Source organism: Marinobacter sp. MIT932201 (assembly GCF_047123295.1).
In the GTDB taxonomy this organism is placed as follows: domain Bacteria; phylum Pseudomonadota; class Gammaproteobacteria; order Pseudomonadales; family Oleiphilaceae; genus Marinobacter; species Marinobacter salsuginis.
In genome coordinates this window covers 3554625-3570481 of record NZ_CP138917.1, presented here as the reverse complement: position 1 = coordinate 3570481, position 15857 = coordinate 3554625, and the positions used below count along the sequence as shown (strand labels likewise).

The 15857-nt window shown below is 56.0% G+C and carries 11 protein-coding genes and 1 pseudogene; 8 read left to right on the top strand and 4 right to left on the bottom strand.

The features are described 5' to 3' along the window. Positions 1 to 22: 22 nt before the first annotated feature. The gene (locus SIC15_RS16435) at positions 23 to 1045 is read left to right on the top strand and encodes a dihydroorotate dehydrogenase-like protein (protein ID WP_008177418.1); all 1023 of its coding nucleotides are present in this window, start codon (positions 23 to 25) and stop codon (positions 1043 to 1045) included. After that, positions 1042 to 3399: a heavy metal translocating P-type ATPase gene (locus tag SIC15_RS16430; protein WP_412536479.1), complete on the top strand. Its 2358-nt coding sequence runs from the start codon at positions 1042 to 1044 to the stop codon at positions 3397 to 3399. The genes SIC15_RS16435 and SIC15_RS16430 overlap by 4 nt, the downstream gene beginning before the upstream one ends. Before the next feature lie 303 nt (positions 3400 to 3702). On the opposite strand, the gene SIC15_RS16425 is transcribed toward SIC15_RS16430, so the two are convergent. The 3 genes and pseudogenes from SIC15_RS16425 to SIC15_RS16415 all read right to left on the bottom strand — a co-directional run bounded on the left by SIC15_RS16425 (position 3703) and on the right by SIC15_RS16415 (position 5520). Beyond that, positions 3703 to 4611, bottom strand: coding sequence for a cation diffusion facilitator family transporter (locus SIC15_RS16425; RefSeq protein WP_136631470.1), 909 nt, complete (start codon positions 4609 to 4611; stop codon positions 3703 to 3705). Between the two features lie 86 nt (positions 4612 to 4697). Then, positions 4698 to 5017, bottom strand: a pseudogene (lspA, locus tag SIC15_RS16420) (signal peptidase II); the annotation flags it as partial. A gap of 146 nt (positions 5018 to 5163) precedes the next feature. Further along, entirely contained in the window at positions 5164 to 5520 is a 357-nt protein-coding gene (locus SIC15_RS16415; protein WP_412536478.1) for a hypothetical protein, read from the bottom strand. A gap of 762 nt (positions 5521 to 6282) precedes the next feature. On the opposite strand from SIC15_RS16415, the gene SIC15_RS16410 reads away from it, so the two are divergent. Genes SIC15_RS16410 through SIC15_RS16395 form a run of 4 tightly spaced genes read left to right on the top strand, consistent with a single transcriptional unit; the run spans position 6283 to position 12302 of the window. Next, complete coding sequence (locus tag SIC15_RS16410) at positions 6283 to 7584, top strand: TolC family protein (RefSeq protein WP_136629914.1); 1302 nt, start codon at positions 6283 to 6285, stop codon at positions 7582 to 7584. A gap of 49 nt (positions 7585 to 7633) precedes the next feature. Further along, positions 7634 to 8818: an efflux RND transporter periplasmic adaptor subunit gene (locus tag SIC15_RS16405; protein WP_136629913.1), complete on the top strand. Its 1185-nt coding sequence runs from the start codon at positions 7634 to 7636 to the stop codon at positions 8816 to 8818. Positions 8819 to 8832: 14 nt separating this feature from the next. Next, positions 8833 to 11940: an efflux RND transporter permease subunit gene (locus SIC15_RS16400; protein WP_412536477.1), complete on the top strand. Its 3108-nt coding sequence runs from the start codon at positions 8833 to 8835 to the stop codon at positions 11938 to 11940. Between the two features lie 17 nt (positions 11941 to 11957). Continuing rightward, positions 11958 to 12302 (top strand): P-II family nitrogen regulator, encoded by a 345-nt coding sequence (locus tag SIC15_RS16395; RefSeq protein ID WP_412536476.1) that lies wholly within the window; start codon positions 11958 to 11960, stop codon positions 12300 to 12302. A 50-nt stretch (positions 12303 to 12352) separates the two neighbouring features. Here SIC15_RS16395 and SIC15_RS16390 read toward each other — a convergent pair whose 3' ends face one another. Continuing rightward, entirely contained in the window at positions 12353 to 13084 is a 732-nt protein-coding gene (locus tag SIC15_RS16390; protein ID WP_041333833.1) for a hypothetical protein, read from the bottom strand. Positions 13085 to 13434: 350 nt separating this feature from the next. Between SIC15_RS16390 and SIC15_RS16385 the strand changes: the two genes are divergently transcribed. Both SIC15_RS16385 and SIC15_RS16380 read left to right on the top strand, forming a co-directional pair. Next, entirely contained in the window at positions 13435 to 14571 is a 1137-nt protein-coding gene (locus SIC15_RS16385) for a TolC family protein (RefSeq protein ID WP_412536475.1), read from the top strand. Positions 14572 to 14595: 24 nt separating this feature from the next. Next, on the top strand, positions 14596 to 15843 hold the full coding sequence (locus SIC15_RS16380) for an efflux RND transporter periplasmic adaptor subunit (RefSeq protein ID WP_136629910.1): 1248 nt from the start codon (positions 14596 to 14598) through the stop codon (positions 15841 to 15843). The last annotated feature ends 14 nt before the right edge of the window (positions 15844 to 15857 follow it).

Below are 15857 nucleotides of genomic sequence, written 5' to 3'. Positions count from 1 at the left end.
ACCCAAAGATGGAGAATGGCCTATGGACTTGACGACCCATTACATGGGGCTGCGCCTGCGCAATCCGCTGGTCGCTTCGGCATCACCGCTGAATGGCGATCTCGACCAGCTCTGCCGGCTTGAAAATGCCGGTGCCGGCGCCGTCGTGCTGCCGTCGATCTTCGAGGAGCAGATTCTCGCGGAGCGGGATGAGTTTGAACATCGCACCGAAGGGACGGCGGACGGATGCGCCGAGGCACTGAGCTTTTTTCCGGGCCACGGTGGCTGCGGCTTTGGGCCGGAGCGTTATCTCGACATGGTGCGCCGAGCCAAGGAGGCGCTCGGCATCCCGGTGATTGCCAGTCTGAACTGTGTCTCGCAGTCCGGCTGGGTCGACTATGCGCGCGGGCTGCAGGACGCCGGCGCCGATGCGATAGAGCTCAATATCTACTTTGTCCCGACCGATCTGGCGATGGCAGGTCGCGACGTCGAGCAGCGCCATCTCGACATCCTGGCGGCGGTGAAGGGGGCGGTTACGATCCCGGTTGCGGTCAAGATCGGCCCCTGCTTCAGTGCGCCGGGGGCGATGGCCCGGGCGCTCGCCGAGGCCGGTGCGGACGCATTGGTACTGTTTAACCGGATCTACCCACCCGACATCGATGTCGCGACGCTACGGCTGTCGCTGGATCTTGAGCTCAGCACGCCGGCGGAGATGCGGCTGCCACTGTTGTGGGTTGCCGTGCTCCATGGACGTATTCCGGCGGCCCTGGCTGCCAGCACCGGGGTGGAGTCGGCGGAAGATGTGTTCAAATATCTGCTGGCCGGTGCGGACGTGGTCATGACCACCGCCGCCTTGCTGCGCCACGGCCCCGAACATATGCGGACTCTCATCGACGGCTTGACCGCCTTGCTGTCCGCACGCGGCATTGACTCGCTCGGCGATATCCGTGGCCGCATGAGTCAGTTGCACCTGAAGGACGCAATGGCCTTCGAACGGGCTGCTTACAGGCACATGTTGCAAAGTTACAGGATCCCCCACAAATATGCCGCAGGAGGCAAGCCATGAAGACCAGCACACTGGAAGTCGGCGGTCTGTTATCGGCACTGAGTGCCCAGGGCGTGGAGAAGCAGTTGTTGAGGTTGCCTGGCGTCAAGAAAGCCGAGGTCAACTATGTGGCCGGCAGCGCGACGGTCACTTACGATGAGGTCAAGGTCGATCTTGAGGCCATCAAGGCCCGGATACACGAGTGCGGCTATCACTGTTCCGGAGAACAGTTACCCAGGCATGTATGCGACCGGCGGGACCAGTCGGGTGAGGCGGGGGATAAGGCGGTGCGTGGCCATGCCCATACCTCCCATGCTGCCGCCGCCCACGACAATGGGGCCCACCCTGCTGAACACGGCCAGCATACCGGCGCCAAGGACGAGATGGCCGAAGAGATGGGTCACGGCGGAGGCATGGGCATGCAGGCGATGGTGCGCGACATGCGCAACCGTTTCTGGGTTTGCCTGATCTTCACCATACCGATTTTTATTTATTCCCCCATGGGCGGGCTGTTCGACCCGCCGGCGCCGCCCTTCGGGCTGCGGCTTGACCTCTGGCTGTTAATTCTCGCAAGCATCGCGGTGCTCTGGCCAAGCTGGCCATTCTTTGTTGCCGCCTGGCGCGCGCTGAAAAATGGCGTGCTCAACATGGCGGTGCTGGTGGTGCTGTCGGTGGGCACCGGCTACCTGTTCAGCATCGGTTCCACGCTCTTTTTCCCGGGTGTGCAGTTTTTCGAGGCGGTGGCGGTGCTGCTGGTGTTCATCCTGCTCGGCCACTGGCTGGAGATGCGCGCCCGCGCCGGGGCCTCGGACGCCATCCGGTCGTTGATGGACCTGGCACCACCCAAGGCGACGGTGCTGCGTGATGGCCAGGAACGAGAGGTTCCCACCGCTGAGGTTCTGAAGGACGACATCGTCGTGATCCGCCCCGGCAATAAAATTCCGGTGGACGGTGAGGTCCTGGAGGGCGACTCCCTGGTGGATGAGTCCATGCTCACCGGCGAGTCCATGCCGGTGGAGAAGAAACCTGGCGATACGGTGATCGGTGCCACCATCAACAAGAGTGGCAGCTTCAGGTATCGCGCCACCAAGGTGGGTTCCGACACGGCCCTGGCGCAGATTGTCAAGCTGGTGCAGGAGGCGCAGAATTCCAAGGCGCCGGCACAGCTGCTGGCGGACAAGGCCTCCCAGTGGTTGGTGGTGATCGCCATTGTAGTTGGCCTGCTCACCTTCGCCGTCTGGTTCTGGTGGCTCGGCCAGACGCTGCTATTCGCCGTGACGCTGACCATCACTGTGTTCGTCATCGCCTGCCCGGACGCCCTGGGTCTTGCCACGCCCATGGCGGTGATGGTAGGCACTGGCCTGGGCGCCAGGAACGGCATTCTGTTCAAGAACGCCTCGGCACTTGAGGATGCCACCCGGCTGGATATCGTGGTGTTCGACAAGACCGGCACCCTGACCATGGGCGAGCCGCAGGTGGTCGAAGTCGTCGTGGCGGCGGACAGCACCGAGGAGGCGGTCCTCGCTCTGGCTGGGACCGTGGAGCAGGGGTCGGACCACCCCCTGGCCCAGGCCATTCAGAGGCGGGCCGAAGGGCTGCAACTCGAATCGCTGACCGGTTTCGCCAACATCGAGGGCAAGGGTGCCCGGGCCGAGGTTGGCGGCAAGACTGTCCTGCTCGGCAACCGCCGGCTGATGGACGAAGAAACGGTCGATATGGCGAGCCTGAAGGACGAGGCGGCTCGTCTTCAGAGTGCGGGGCAAACCGCGGTGCATGTCGCCCGGGATGGGAAACTGGTCGGCCTCATTGCCATTGCGGATGCGCCGAGACCCACCGCTGCTGCGATGGTCAGGAAGATGCGGGAACGCGGCGTGGAGGTGGCCATGCTCACCGGCGACAACCAGGCCACCGCCGAGCGCATCGCCGGGGAGTTGGGCATCGGCACGGTGATCGCCGATGTACTGCCGGGGCAAAAGGCAGACAAAATCAAGGAACTCCAGGCGCAGGGCAAGAAGGTTGGCATGGTGGGCGACGGTGTCAATGACGCCCCGGCACTGACCCAGGCGGAGGTGGGTTTTGCTATCGGCGCCGGCACCGACGTGGCCATGGAAAGTGCCGATGTGGTGTTGATGAAGAGCGATCCCTACGACGTGCTCGGGGCCATTGAGCTGTCGCGCGCCACCCTGCGCAAGATGCATCAGAACCTGTTCTGGGCGGTGGGCTATAACGTTATCGCCTTTCCCGCGGCGGCAGGCGTGTTCTATCCGTTGGTGATAAGCCCAGAAGTTGCGGCGGTGGCTATGTCAGGAAGCTCTGCGCTCGTGGCGGTGAATGCACTTCTGCTGAAGCGCACCCGGCTAGACGGCTTAGGGTAGACGGATACCGAACATGAGGAAAAACATCCACTAAACGTTGATTCGTGATTTCGAAATCGAAATAGCCCAAGCCTATTTGCTGGCGCACTGAAGGAAGACTGACATGGCCAAAGAAAACAGATCTCCAGATATTGAAAAGCAGGGTCTCGCAACGCGGTTCCGTTGTTCAGGCTCAGGTCAGCAAAGAGCTTCATGAGTCAATGCTTTTCCTCCTCCTCAAGGCTCCATTATGCCGGATTTTCCAGTTATAAATGGACCTAAATTCTGGGGTAGGGTCAATACGGCCCCTCTTCAGCAGCTCTGTCAACCATGGCCATAAGTATGGGCGTTTTTGTGACTGTGATCAGGATGTTCAAACTCCAATGTTGAATGAGTTATGCTGAACTGGTTTTCCAAAGTCCGTTTTATCCCGTCTTTGACTTTCTCAAGCTCATTCCAGGCACTTATCTCGACCACCACATGGGCGTCGAGGGAGGCATCATGCTCACCCATCTGCCAAAAATGAACGTGGTGAAGGTCGATAACCCCTTCTACGTTTGATACAGCCTCAATGACCGAATCTGTGTCAATATCCACAGGACTTCCCAGCATAAGTGTTCTGATGGTTCCGCCGATTTCCGTCAAGCCCAGGTAGAGAATATAGCTGGCGATACCAATTGTGATTGCGGGATCAACCCAGCGCATGTCGTAGAGCAGGATCAGGGCTCCGCCTACAACGACTGCGATTGACGCGAACGCATCAGACAAGTTATGCAAAAACAACGCACGAATATTAACGCTGCCTTTCTGCATTGAGTAGGTCAGCAGCGCGGTCAACGCGTCCACTGCCAGTGCGACAATGCCAAGCCAGATTACCCACCATCCCTTGATTTCTGTCGGCTCAATAAATCGCATGGTACCTTCGTAGATCAGGTAAAGACCTATCATGATCAAGGTGGTGTAGTTTATGAGTGCCGCAACGACCTCAATTCTCCCGTAGCCAAAGGTCATCTTGGAGTCGGCCGGGCGACGCGCAATTTTTCGGGCCGCAAAAGCGATAACCAGCGATGCCATGTCTGAAAAGTTATGTATAGCGTCGGCGATTAGCGCCAGGCTGCCGGCGAAGATCCCTCCCGCGATCTGGGCGATAGTCAGGATCCCATTCGCCCAGATGGCTACGGCAACCCGTTTATCCTTGGTTTCGGGGGACATATGAACGTGTTCGTGGCTCATAGGAGAATCCTTGATCAGTAGCTTGTGGTGAAAGTGCCGGTGCAATGCTCAGCTTGTTGCTTCGTGGATTGGTGACTTCTTGGGCTCTATTCATTTTGGTAGTTTTCAGCCTCGTTTCCTCGACTTGTTTCAGTCCTAAATCCCGTGACCAAAATCATGATCACGCCCAGGACTATAAAGATGTCGGCAAGGTTGAACGCAGGCCAATGCCAGGACTGCCAATGGAAATCCAAGTAATCGACAACGTAGCCTCGAAAAACTCGGTCGATGACATTTCCTAGTGCCCCTCCCAGCACCATTGCGTAAGCCAGGGCCTCTGCTCGTTGACGGCTGTCCTGGATTAATCTGACGAGAACAGCCGAGACGACAACGGCTATTGCGATAAAAAGTATCGCTGCCAGCCACCGCTTTCAGTGTTGCGTATTCCGGCCCATCATGAACGCCCAGTCCGGACGAACGTGAACACCAATTCTGGTTCAACGTGAACAGCCATTCTGGCTGAAGATGAACGCTTTTCCGGATTTTCCGGCATCGGTGTTCACGATGCCGGAATCAGCGTTCACATTCCCGGAACCGGTGTTCACGTTCAACCGGAATCCTTCTTAACGCATTGTTTATTTGACTGTTTGCTACGCTGTCGTTGGCACTCGACGATTCAGTCGCCCTGACGGATTCAGGGCTGGCCTCTTCCGTCCTCTGCAGGGAGGCGCCCAGACCCATGGTTTCCAGTTTGCTGGAAATAGCTCCGGTTTCGCCTCGATGGATAATTTCCAGCTTTCGATTCGATAGATCGAATGAGAGTGACAGAATGCTGTCAAAGCCAGTGAGCGCCATTCGAATCATTCGTTCTTCCGAAGGGCAATCCATCTTGGGCACTTTATAAATGCTGGATTGGGCGGAAGATGCCATGGCGGGCCTTTTAAAGCTATTATTGACGACAGATTCTTCACTGCCACACTTTCCATCACAGGTGTTGCTCACTTTCGCGACTCCGGTTCTCAAACAAGTGACATCATTTGAAACCCTGTAGTTACTACAGAGTCAATGTTAAGTCGTTTTTTTTTGGCGACACTGTGAATCCGCTGCAATTCGACGGCTTGCGGCTTGACCCTTTAGTAACTAAAGAGTTGACCGTTAATAAATCTGACAAAAAAGGGGGGGCTATGGGGCGAAAGATAAGGGCTGCCATGCTTTTATTGTCGCTTCTCTTATGATCCTTGCGGGTTCCCATCCACGTAAAGTGGACGTTACTGAGAGGCTGACTTGGCCGACTCTGAAGACACCACATTTGGTATGAGCTTCGAGCATAAGTTTTCCGTGTAGCGTCGAGCGCGGTCGCTGAATACAGGGAGACCGATCTATCTGAAATCTTTCCTGGATTTCAAGTTCATTTAAGGTTCGTGTGAGAGACTATGTTTGAGTTAACTAAGGTTATTTAATGGCGGGGATGCTTCATTCCCGCTTTTTTTTGTTTTTGTGTTTCCTCTTTGGTCCCTTTCTTTCACCACTTTTTGACTATACCTCGCCATAGTTTCTTCGAACTCCGCACGAGTTTAGGTTTGATGACGCCGAATTCAAACTGATTTCAAGGTCTATCTGTAGGGTCATACTGGCATTTACGGCGAAACCGCTGATTCATTTATCTCAGTTAAATAGCCAGGATGACATTGAATGAACAAACGACTGTTGTTTTGGGTGCTGATAGTACCTGGAGTCTTGACCGTCATGCCTTCTGCGGCTGTCACGGTCGGGGAGAGCGTTTCACTAAAGGAATTCCAGCGAGCCAGGGCCAGCCAGGCTGTTTCCCTGAACGAGGCCATGGTGATGGCTTTTGAGAATAGCCCGGTATTGGCTTTGAGGCGGGCTGCGGTCTCGATACAGCAGGGGCGGCTTGATCATGCCAGCCGCTGGGCGCCGAGCAATCCAGAGTTTGAGTTGGGGGCCCGTCAGGCCCCGGATCAGGCCGACGAGTCCCTGGAATATGGGGTGAGGGTTACTCAGGAGATCTGGATGGGTAATCGCGGCGACCTTGGGCAGTCGCGTGCCCGGAGTAATCTCACGTCCCGGCAACAGGAGCTTGAATACCTGAAGGTAGCCACCAAGGCGCGGGTGCGGGCCGCCTATTTCCGGATACTGCTGGCTCAGAAAGAGTTGGAAACCGCAACCCGTGCCGTTGAACTTATGCAACGCACCAAAGACCTGGTTGAAATGTCCGTAAAACAGGGTAAACAAACCCGGATTGATCTCAATACCGCAGTCATTGGGCTTGCCAGGGCCCGGAATCAAAAAGCCTCGGCGGAACAAAAGCTCGAGCAATCAAAAATTGACCTTACCGAAGTGCTCGGGGTGTCCCCCTCCGATGCCGTTGGGGTGACCGGCGAGCTTGATGTGACGCTCGAAGACCTGCCTCCGACCAGCCAGCTTGTCGAGATGGCACAGAGTCAGAGAGCGGACCTGAAAGCGGCGGCCGCCAGAATTGCAGCGGATGAATCTGGCCTTGAAGTTGCGAAAAGCCTGACGATTCCAAATCTGAAAGTCTTCGGATTTTATGATCGTGAGGAAGGCTCCAACCTTTTCGGTGCAGGGGTGTCGATGCCTTTGACCGTTTTCCATGATTATTCCGGTGAGCAGAGACAAGCTGCTGCGCGGCTGAAAACCTCCGAGCTTGAGGCAGAGGCCTTGCGCCTGGCTACAGAGCGTCAGGTTGTGTCGGCTGTGGCCCGGTATAAATCCACCGCCGTTCGGCTGCGCCAGATGAACGAGTCGATCCTGGAGCGTTCAGAGGAAACATTACAACTGATGCAGAAAGCATTTCGGGCGGGCAAGGTCGGTGCCTCGGATGTTCTGGCAGCACAGGACAATCTCCTGTCGGTAAGGCAGGAATACGTTCAGGCGCAGAATGATTATATCGATGCCGTCCGGGCGCTGGAGATAAGCACAGGAGGTGCTCTGTCGATGTCAGCCGGTTCCTGAGGGTACGAAATTCAAAACTGACCGTTCTTTAAATAGCGAGGGTGAATGAATGATTCGCAATCTGAAGATATTTTTAATAGTTGCCAGCATTCTGAGCCTGCAGCAAGCATACGCTGCCGGAGAAGCTGGAGGTGACCAACACGGTGATGAAAGCGTCGAGCATGCCGGAGAGGAGAACCAGTCCCGCCAGATCCATCTGACGCCGGAGCAGACAGAGTTATTGTCCATTGAGACGGTGACGGCTGCCAAGGGGCGCGCTGGCGCAATTGTTACGGCACCTGCCGAGATTCAGTATGTGCCGGATCGCGTGGCCGAGGTTGGTCCGCTGTTGGAAGGAAAGTTGACGGGGTTGGTGGTTGACCTGGGGGATTACGTCAAGAAAGGGCAGCTATTGGCAACCTTGAACAGTGTGGAGTTGGCCCGGATTCGCTCCCGGTTGATCTCGCTGGAGGCCCGTAAAGAAGCAGCCGAGTCAGACTACAATCGCGAAAGACAATTGCAGGACCAAGGTATTTCCAGCGAGGAAGAATTTCTTGATGCCAAGGCGATCTACCTTGCCACAAAAGCGGAGTACGATTCCGTGCGGGAACAACTGGCGGTATACGGTAGTGAGTCGCCAGGTGACAGTGGGGGGCTGGCGCAATACGCGCTTCGCTCACCCATTGAGGGGCGTGTCGAACAGATGCCTGTCCGGCTGGGTCAGACGTTAAGTCCATCGGATACGCCTTTCATCGTGGCAGACACCTCGGTTTTGTGGGCCATTCTTCAGGTGTCGGAATCCGATATTGACCAGATTTCAACGGGAGACGAGGTTCAGATTGCCTCCAGGGATTCAGGTTCTGACCGGTTTCACAGTGGGCAGGTATCCTGGGTGTCGAGCATGCTGGATGGAAAGACCCGCACCATCCCCGTTCGCGTTGTACTGAAGTCTCCCAGGGGCGACCTTCGCCCGAATACCTATACCACCGCCAGAATCATGACGGAAGCGGAGGCATCACTGCCGCTGGTTCCGGATGATGCGGTTCAAACCATTAGCGGTGAATCTGTTGTGTTTGTTCCGGGCGATGAGAAAGGGGCTTACAAGGCTGTTCCCGTCACGCTTGGCAAGGAAGCAAACGGCTTGATTGAGATCAAGTCCGGGATCAGCGCGGGCACGGAAGTGGTTTCAGTAGGCGCTTTTGATCTGATGTCGGCCATTACCGCCAGTGGCCGTAGCGCCGCTCACGGACACTAAAACCCGGGGGGAACATGGTTAACGCAATTGTGAATTATGCGCTGAACAACCGTCTGATGACGATTGTTTTTGCTATCGCCGTGATCGTTGCCGGGGTATTTTCATTTCAAAAACTGCCGGTGGACGCATTTCCCGACGCGACGCCTACCATGGTTCAGGTTTTTACTGCCAGTCCTGGTCTGTCGCCGGTGGATATTGAAACGCTGATTTCCTATCCCATTGAAATCAGCATGTACGGCATCCCCAAGTTGCAGAAGGTTCAGAGCACGTCGATTTTCGGGCTTTCCCGGGTGACCATCTATTTCGAAGATGGCACCGATATATACTTCGCCAGGCGGCTGGTAAACGAACGGCTTTCAGAAGCCAAGCGCCAGATCCCGGAGGGCATGGGGGAACCCGAACTAGGACCCATCACCACGGGCTTGGGACGTATCCTGATGTATTCCCTGAAAGCTGAGGACGAGAGCCAGTACAGCTTGCAGGAAATTCGCACGATCCAGGACTGGATTGTTAAGCCGCAGCTCAGAACCGTACCCGGGGTAACCGGTGTGCTGTCCATCGGAGGCGAGGTTAAGCAATACCAGGTCAATATCGACGCGCACAAGCTTCAGGCAAGGAGCCTGACGGTCTCGGATGTTCGCGGTGCCCTTACCCAGAACAATCGCAATGTCGGCGCCTCTTTCATTACCAGAGGAGGTGAAGAATACATTGTTCGCGGTTACGGCTGGGTCAACTCTGGTTCCGAAGGCATCAAAGACATCCAGAACATCATTGTGTCCAAGAGTGAGGGGGAGTCCCCAATTTACGTCAAGGATGTTGCGGAGGTTGGTCTTGGACCGGCAATTCGCCGTGGTGCAGAGGTGTCCTCGGGTGAGGAGTCCGTTGGCGGTTACGTGATGAAGTTGATCGGGACCAACACCAGCCAGGTGCTTGAGGACGTCAATGCAAAAATCGACGACCTGAACAAGTCACTTCCGGAGGGTCTGAAGATCGAAGCGTATTACTCCCAGGCGGAGTTGGTGGGCAAGGCTATAGGCACTGTCGAGAAAGCGTTGCTTGAGGGCTCGGTTCTGGTGCTGGTGTTCCTTTATCTGTTCCTGGGAAACATTCGTTCCACACTGATCGTGGTGGCGACGTTGCCGTTGTCTGTACTCTTTGCGTTCATTGCTATGCGCATGTCGGGCCTGTCGGCCAACCTGATGAGTCTGGGCGGGCTGGCTATCGGCATCGGCATGATGGTGGACGGCGCTGTGGTGATGATAGAGAACATCTTCCGACATATTGAAGAGCGATCGGACGAGAAAATCAGCGTGCTCAGGCTTGTTGGTGAATCCGCACGGGAAGTGGCTCGTCCGATCGTCTTTGCCATCGGCATCATTATTATTGTCTTTCTGCCGCTATTTACGCTGCAGGGCGTCGAGGGCAAGCTGTTTTCGCCCATGGCTTACACCATCAGTTTCGCTCTGATCGGCGCATTGCTGCTCGCGTTGACGTTGGTGCCGGTTCTGGCCTCGCTCTCATTCAGGATGGGTGGGCACCATAAGGAGCCGAAGCTGGTTCTATTCCTTAACCGGCTTTACAAACCGGTGGTCAATGTGGTCGTCAAGGCGCCAAAGGTGGTGATGGGCGTTGCAGTGCTGGCCTTTGTCGGAAGCCTCCTGCTGTTTCCCTATCTTGGGAGCGAATTCGTCCCCACCCTGAGGGAGGGCACTTTCCAGATCCGCTCAACACTGCCGCCGGGAGCCAGCCTGGAGTCCGCGATTAAATATGGCAAACGAGTCCAGTCCGTTGTGGAAGAATTTCCCGAGGTAACAGGCACCTACGCACGGATCGGTCGAGCCGAGGTGGGAGGCGACCCTGAGCCGGTAAACGTAGTGGCGACGCTTGTTAACCTCAAGCCTTTGGATCAGTGGAGAGAGGATGTGCGCTATGAGGATCTTCAGAGCGAGATCGCAGAAGCGCTGAATGAACGGGTCCCAGGGCTTGCCAACAATCTGTCCCAACCGATTCAGCTCAGAACCGACGAACTCTTGTCGGGCGTTCAGGCTCAGTTGGTCGCCAGCATCTTCGGTGACGACCTAGGCGAGTTGGGCCGTATCGGCAGGGAGGTGGCGGCCCTAGCCAAAGAGGTGCCGGGTGCAACGGACGTCCGCGCTCAGCAGAGTGCGGGCAAGAAGCAAATTGTTATTCGCCCCGACCGTGAAGTTTTGGCGCAGTTCGGCATCAGCATTGATAACTTGATGAGTACGGTCGAAACCGGTATTGGCGGCAAAGGCGCCGGACTTGTCTTTGACGGTGTCCGTCGGTTTGAGATTTTTGCCCGACTGCAAGAGTCCTACCGTGGGTCGATTGATGAAATCAGGAAGCTTCCCCTGAGGGGCAACAGTGGCGAGCTTATTCCGCTTTCACGGGTGGCTGATGTTGAAATGTACGCAGGCCCCAAGAAAATTTCACGCTCCAATGCCAGTCGCAGACAGTACGTGCAGATGAACGTACGTGGTCGCGATATGGGCGGTGTTGTTCAGGATTTGCGCAAGCGGATCGAGGAGCAAGTGGACATGCCGCCGGGGTATTTCGTGGAGTTCGGCGGTCAGTTTGAGAACCAGGAAAGGGCCATGGCGCGGCTGGCGATCGTTGTGCCCATTACCCTGGCGCTTATTTTCCTGCTTCTCTTTTCGGCATTCAGTAGTCTTCGCTATGCGGCGCTGATCTTCATGAATGTGCCCTTTGCGGTTACTGGTGGCATTGTCGCGCTGTTTGTGACTGGGCTTTACCTCTCTGTGCCCGCTGCCGTGGGATTCATCGCGGTGTTCGGCGTAGCCGTACTGAACGGTGTGGTGATGGTGAGCTACATCAATCAGTTGCGGGACGAAGGCTACGAAGTCATTGAAGCAGTCAAGTTGGGTGCTCAACGCCGTTTGCGGCCGGTTCTGATGACCGCCTCTGTGGCTATTCTGGGGCTGATTCCCCTGCTGCTGGCCGATGGCATTGGCTCTAATGTCCAACGGCCACTGGCAACGGTTGTGGTTGGCGGTCTGATCACTTCAACGCTGCTGACGCTGGTGGTGTTGCCCAGTGTGTACCAGTGGTTTGCATCTGAACGTCGTGACATTTCAGTCTGATAGTCAGGAGACGGTTTATGTATGAAATAAAAGCGTATGTCAGAGAAGTGATGGCAGAGCATGTGGTTGATGCTCTGGCCAAAGTTAAGGGGGTGGCAAGTATTGCTGTCGTGTCTCTCGGCGAATTTGGTCATCTGGTCGGCGATGAGTCGCCTCTGGAGAAAGTGAAGATGGTCAAGCTGGAAATAGACGTAGCGACCGATGATGTCGCTGGTGAAGTTGTGGAACTCATTGTCAGAACGGGCAGAACCCAGGAAGGGCACCCGGGTGACGGCAAGGTGCTTGTATCCCGCCTGGTTCGGGCTGTTCGTATCGAGGACGGCGAAACCGGTGAGAGTGCACTGGAGCCTGCTTCAAGCTAGTGCTCTGGAAACTGGATGGCGGTTCTGCGGCTTTTGGTTGCGGGCCGCCATCACAGTTCTATCTCCAGTTCCCAGCGATAGATCATATCGTCTGAGTCCGTAGTGAGGCCAAATGCAACGCCCGCCTGGAGTTCCAGAATACTGGAACCCATTCTGAACTCAGCCAGGATGGCAGGTCCCATCAAATGGTTGTTTTCGGCCCCGTAATACTCCAGCCCTGGCTGAAACGTGTCAGACTTCGTGTAGGCGAACTGTAATGAGCCAGTGGGCTCAAGCTGCTCGTCGTCTTCGCCAAATGAGCGGCTAACCAGAAGGTTCGTCAGGATGCTGTAATGCGCGTATAGCTGTCTCTCGTAAAGTGACCCAAGGGTCACTCCACCGGCTTTTTGGCCATGTTCTTTTGACAGTTCAATGAACAAGCCCGCAGCGCTCTCAGTGTCTTGAAAAAAGTTTCCAATCAGTTCGATTTCGTATTCCTCAAGTGAATACGCTCGCCCCGGTCTCTTGATTGCGTTGAAGTTAAGTTCGGCGCTCAGGCGTTCAGATAGCCCGTAACCCACCTCCCACTGATCGGCACGAAGGTTGTCAATTTCGCTCCCCTCACTGTCCAGAAACGCCCCAACCACTCCGATTTCGAGATCCCCCGCAGTTACCCGGGGGGAGTAAATTTCATCGACTGCGAGCTCTGATTTGACCGTGAGGGGCCATAACAGAACCAGGAAAGCCAGTTTGAGTTTGAATCCGTGGCGCGGTGCGCCTGCGTTATTCGTTGCTCGAGACATAGATCACCTTGAAGAAGTGACGGAAAGTAAGGGGCATCGAATGACAGGCTATTGATCTGAGCGCTACAGAAACATAAGTCTTTGGTACTCATTTTGTCCGTCAAAAGGACAGTCCGGGAATGCTGGTGGAGTTGGAGGGCGGTTTCTTTTGTGGATGACGCTTCGAATTCAAGTTCATTTCAACCTTTTCACTTACTATCTCCACCTACCTTGTCATGGGCGTCTCGCCCCCATGAATTGTGGCTAACAACCCCTTCGGGAGAAAGTCGATGAAGGCAAGCAAGCACTCGCCCAGGGCGTTGCTGTGTTCAGTACTATTGTCTATTCCTCTGTTCGGTCAAGCGGAGACTGTGAATTGGACAAATTGGCTCACTGGCCAGATAAGCAAACATCCGGATGTTATGGCGGCGACAGAGCAGGCGGCAGCCCGGGATGCGGATGCTGAGGCAAGCGAACAACCGCTGTATAACCCGGAGCTGTCTGTTGGAGCAGACAGAACGGGCAGTGAAAACAACTTTGAGGCAGGGCTATCACAAACGATCGATTGGTCTGATCAACAGGGTGCGCTAAAGGACAAGGCAAAGCTGATCAGGCTTTCCGCTGAAGCTGATTTGAACGAGGCGGTTTTGGCACAAACGTCCGAGTCGCTGTTTGCGCTTGTCGAGTGGCGCGCGGCGACGCGTGCCGAAGAAATTGCGGAATCCCAGCAACACCGTCTGGATGCCTTGCTGGAGCAGGTTGAGCAACGCCAGCAGGCGGGCGACCTGGGGAGTACCGATGCAGAGCTGCTTTTTTTAAGCCTTTCTCAGCAGCTCAGTGAACTCGCCCAGGCAAAGGCTGCGGTTGATCAGGCGCAAGCCCGGGTCAGAGAGCTTCTGCCGGATTGGCGGCCTCAGGATGGGGGGATCCCCGAGTATATCTGGTCAGCGCTGGAGTCCCAGATTGGTGAGGCTGATCTGTTGGCACACCCGTCAATTGCAGCCGCTCGAGCCAAGTGGCAGGTGTTGAAAAGTGAGGCAGAGGTTGCGAGACGCAAAGCCACAGCATCGCCGACAGTAGGGCTGAGCGGAGGGCGTGACGGCGGCGAGAACGTGGTTGGCCTGACATTCTCGATCCCTCTGAACGTCCGTAATAACTACAGCGCTGAAATCCGGGCCGCGAATCGACGGGCTCTGGAGGCCGAAGCGCGGTTTCAGGCGCTCTACCGGAAACAACAATATGACCTGGCAGGCGCTCGCGCTTCCTGGAAGCGATACGACAAGCAACTTCGTCGATGGAAAGAACTATCCCAGGGGCGTGTACAGCGAAGTGCCGATTTGCTTGAGAAGCAGTGGCAGGTCGGCGACCTCTCCACCTCTGAGTATCTCCAGGCGCTGGGCCAGCGCGCGGAGAGCCTGAAAACCGGTATTGAACTGGAAAAGCAGGCGCAGTTGGGTCTGATTGAACTCTTACAACGGTCTGGCGAACTGGTTGCCCCCTTTCAATAATATTCTGGAAACTGGATATTCATTATGAAGACAACTCTGATTTCTGTATTTGTATTGACGTTGCTTACAGCCCCATTTTCATTCGCACAGGCAGAGGAAGACGCTCATCAGGAAACCGGCCATGATCATGCTGCCGGGGGCGACGATCATCAAGAAGGCGCCAGTGAAGAGGTCGAGCATAAGGAAGAGCATGGTGAAGAAGGTGAGCATGAAGAGGAAGGGGGGCACGGCCACGAAGATGAGAACGGTGGCCATGAAGAAACAGCCACCGCGAGCCTCAATGCCAAACAGAAAGACCTGGCCGGCATTGAAGTGGCAACCCTCGAAAGCAAGCACGTTGACTATGAAATCTACGCTCCCGGTGAGCTGCTGACCAACGGCTATACCAGCTATCACGTGTCCCCCCGGGTTGCCTCAGTGGTGCTGCGGCGTCACGTGGAACTGGGTGAGCACGTAACCAAGGGCCAGCCGCTGGTAACCCTGTTCAGTGAGACGGTGGCACAGGCGCAGGCGGATTACAGGAAAGCTTTTCCTGAATGGAAGCGAATCAGCGGGCTGGGTCGTTCCGTGGTTGGCGATCAGCGGTTCAATACAGCGAAAGCCAACATTGAAGCAGCAAGGGCGACTCTGCTTGCTTACGGGCTGAACGATGATGACATTGGTGCGTTGAAGGCCAGCGGGGTGGATAGTCTCGGTGAATACATGCTCAGGGCTCGCGTGGATGGTGCAGTACTGACCGATGAGTTTGAGCAAGGACAAAGAGTTGAGGCTGGCCAGCCGCTGGTGACTCTTGCTGATGAGAGTGAGCTTTGGGTAGAAGCCCATCTGCCAGCAAGCTCCGACATTGTTCTAGAGAAGGGCGCGGAAGCCGAAGTCAGGGCAGCGGGTCGTGTGGGCGTGGCAACGGTGTCCCAGGAAGCCCACACCATTGATCCTGTGACCCGCACGCGGATTGTCAGGCTGGAGCTGGACAATCCTGAAGATCGTTTTCATCCAGGAATGTTCGCAGATGTGTATTTTCGTTTTAAGACCAGCGAGCCGGTGCTTGCCGTGCCGGAGACTGCATTGATGCGTGGTGCGGACGGCGACTGGACGGTCTATGTGGAAGAGGCCGAAGGCGAGTATGAACCCGTGGAAGTGGAACTGGGCCGCTCAATTGGCGGGCTCCGTGAGGTTTCCGGCCTGGCTGCGGGCCAACGAGTCGTTTTGCGGGGCGCATTTTTTGTGGCCTCTGAGATTGCCAAAGGCGGCTTTGATCCGCACAACCACTGATTCCGGGAGCCATT

Coding starts and splice junctions, on each gene's coding strand:
- SIC15_RS16435 (WP_008177418.1), top strand. CDS start 23: ATGGACTTGACGACCCATTACATGGGGCTGCGCCTGCGCAATCCGCTG.
- SIC15_RS16430 (WP_412536479.1), top strand. CDS start 1,042: ATGAAGACCAGCACACTGGAAGTCGGCGGTCTGTTATCGGCACTGAGT.
- SIC15_RS16425 (WP_136631470.1), bottom strand. CDS start 4,611: ATGAGCCACGAACACGTTCATATGTCCCCCGAAACCAAGGATAAACGG.
- SIC15_RS16415 (WP_412536478.1), bottom strand. CDS start 5,520: ATGGCATCTTCCGCCCAATCCAGCATTTATAAAGTGCCCAAGATGGAT.
- SIC15_RS16410 (WP_136629914.1), top strand. CDS start 6,283: ATGAACAAACGACTGTTGTTTTGGGTGCTGATAGTACCTGGAGTCTTG.
- SIC15_RS16405 (WP_136629913.1), top strand. CDS start 7,634: ATGATTCGCAATCTGAAGATATTTTTAATAGTTGCCAGCATTCTGAGC.
- SIC15_RS16400 (WP_412536477.1), top strand. CDS start 8,833: ATGGTTAACGCAATTGTGAATTATGCGCTGAACAACCGTCTGATGACG.
- SIC15_RS16395 (WP_412536476.1), top strand. CDS start 11,958: ATGTATGAAATAAAAGCGTATGTCAGAGAAGTGATGGCAGAGCATGTG.
- SIC15_RS16390 (WP_041333833.1), bottom strand. CDS start 13,084: ATGTCTCGAGCAACGAATAACGCAGGCGCACCGCGCCACGGATTCAAA.
- SIC15_RS16380 (WP_136629910.1), top strand. CDS start 14,596: ATGAAGACAACTCTGATTTCTGTATTTGTATTGACGTTGCTTACAGCC.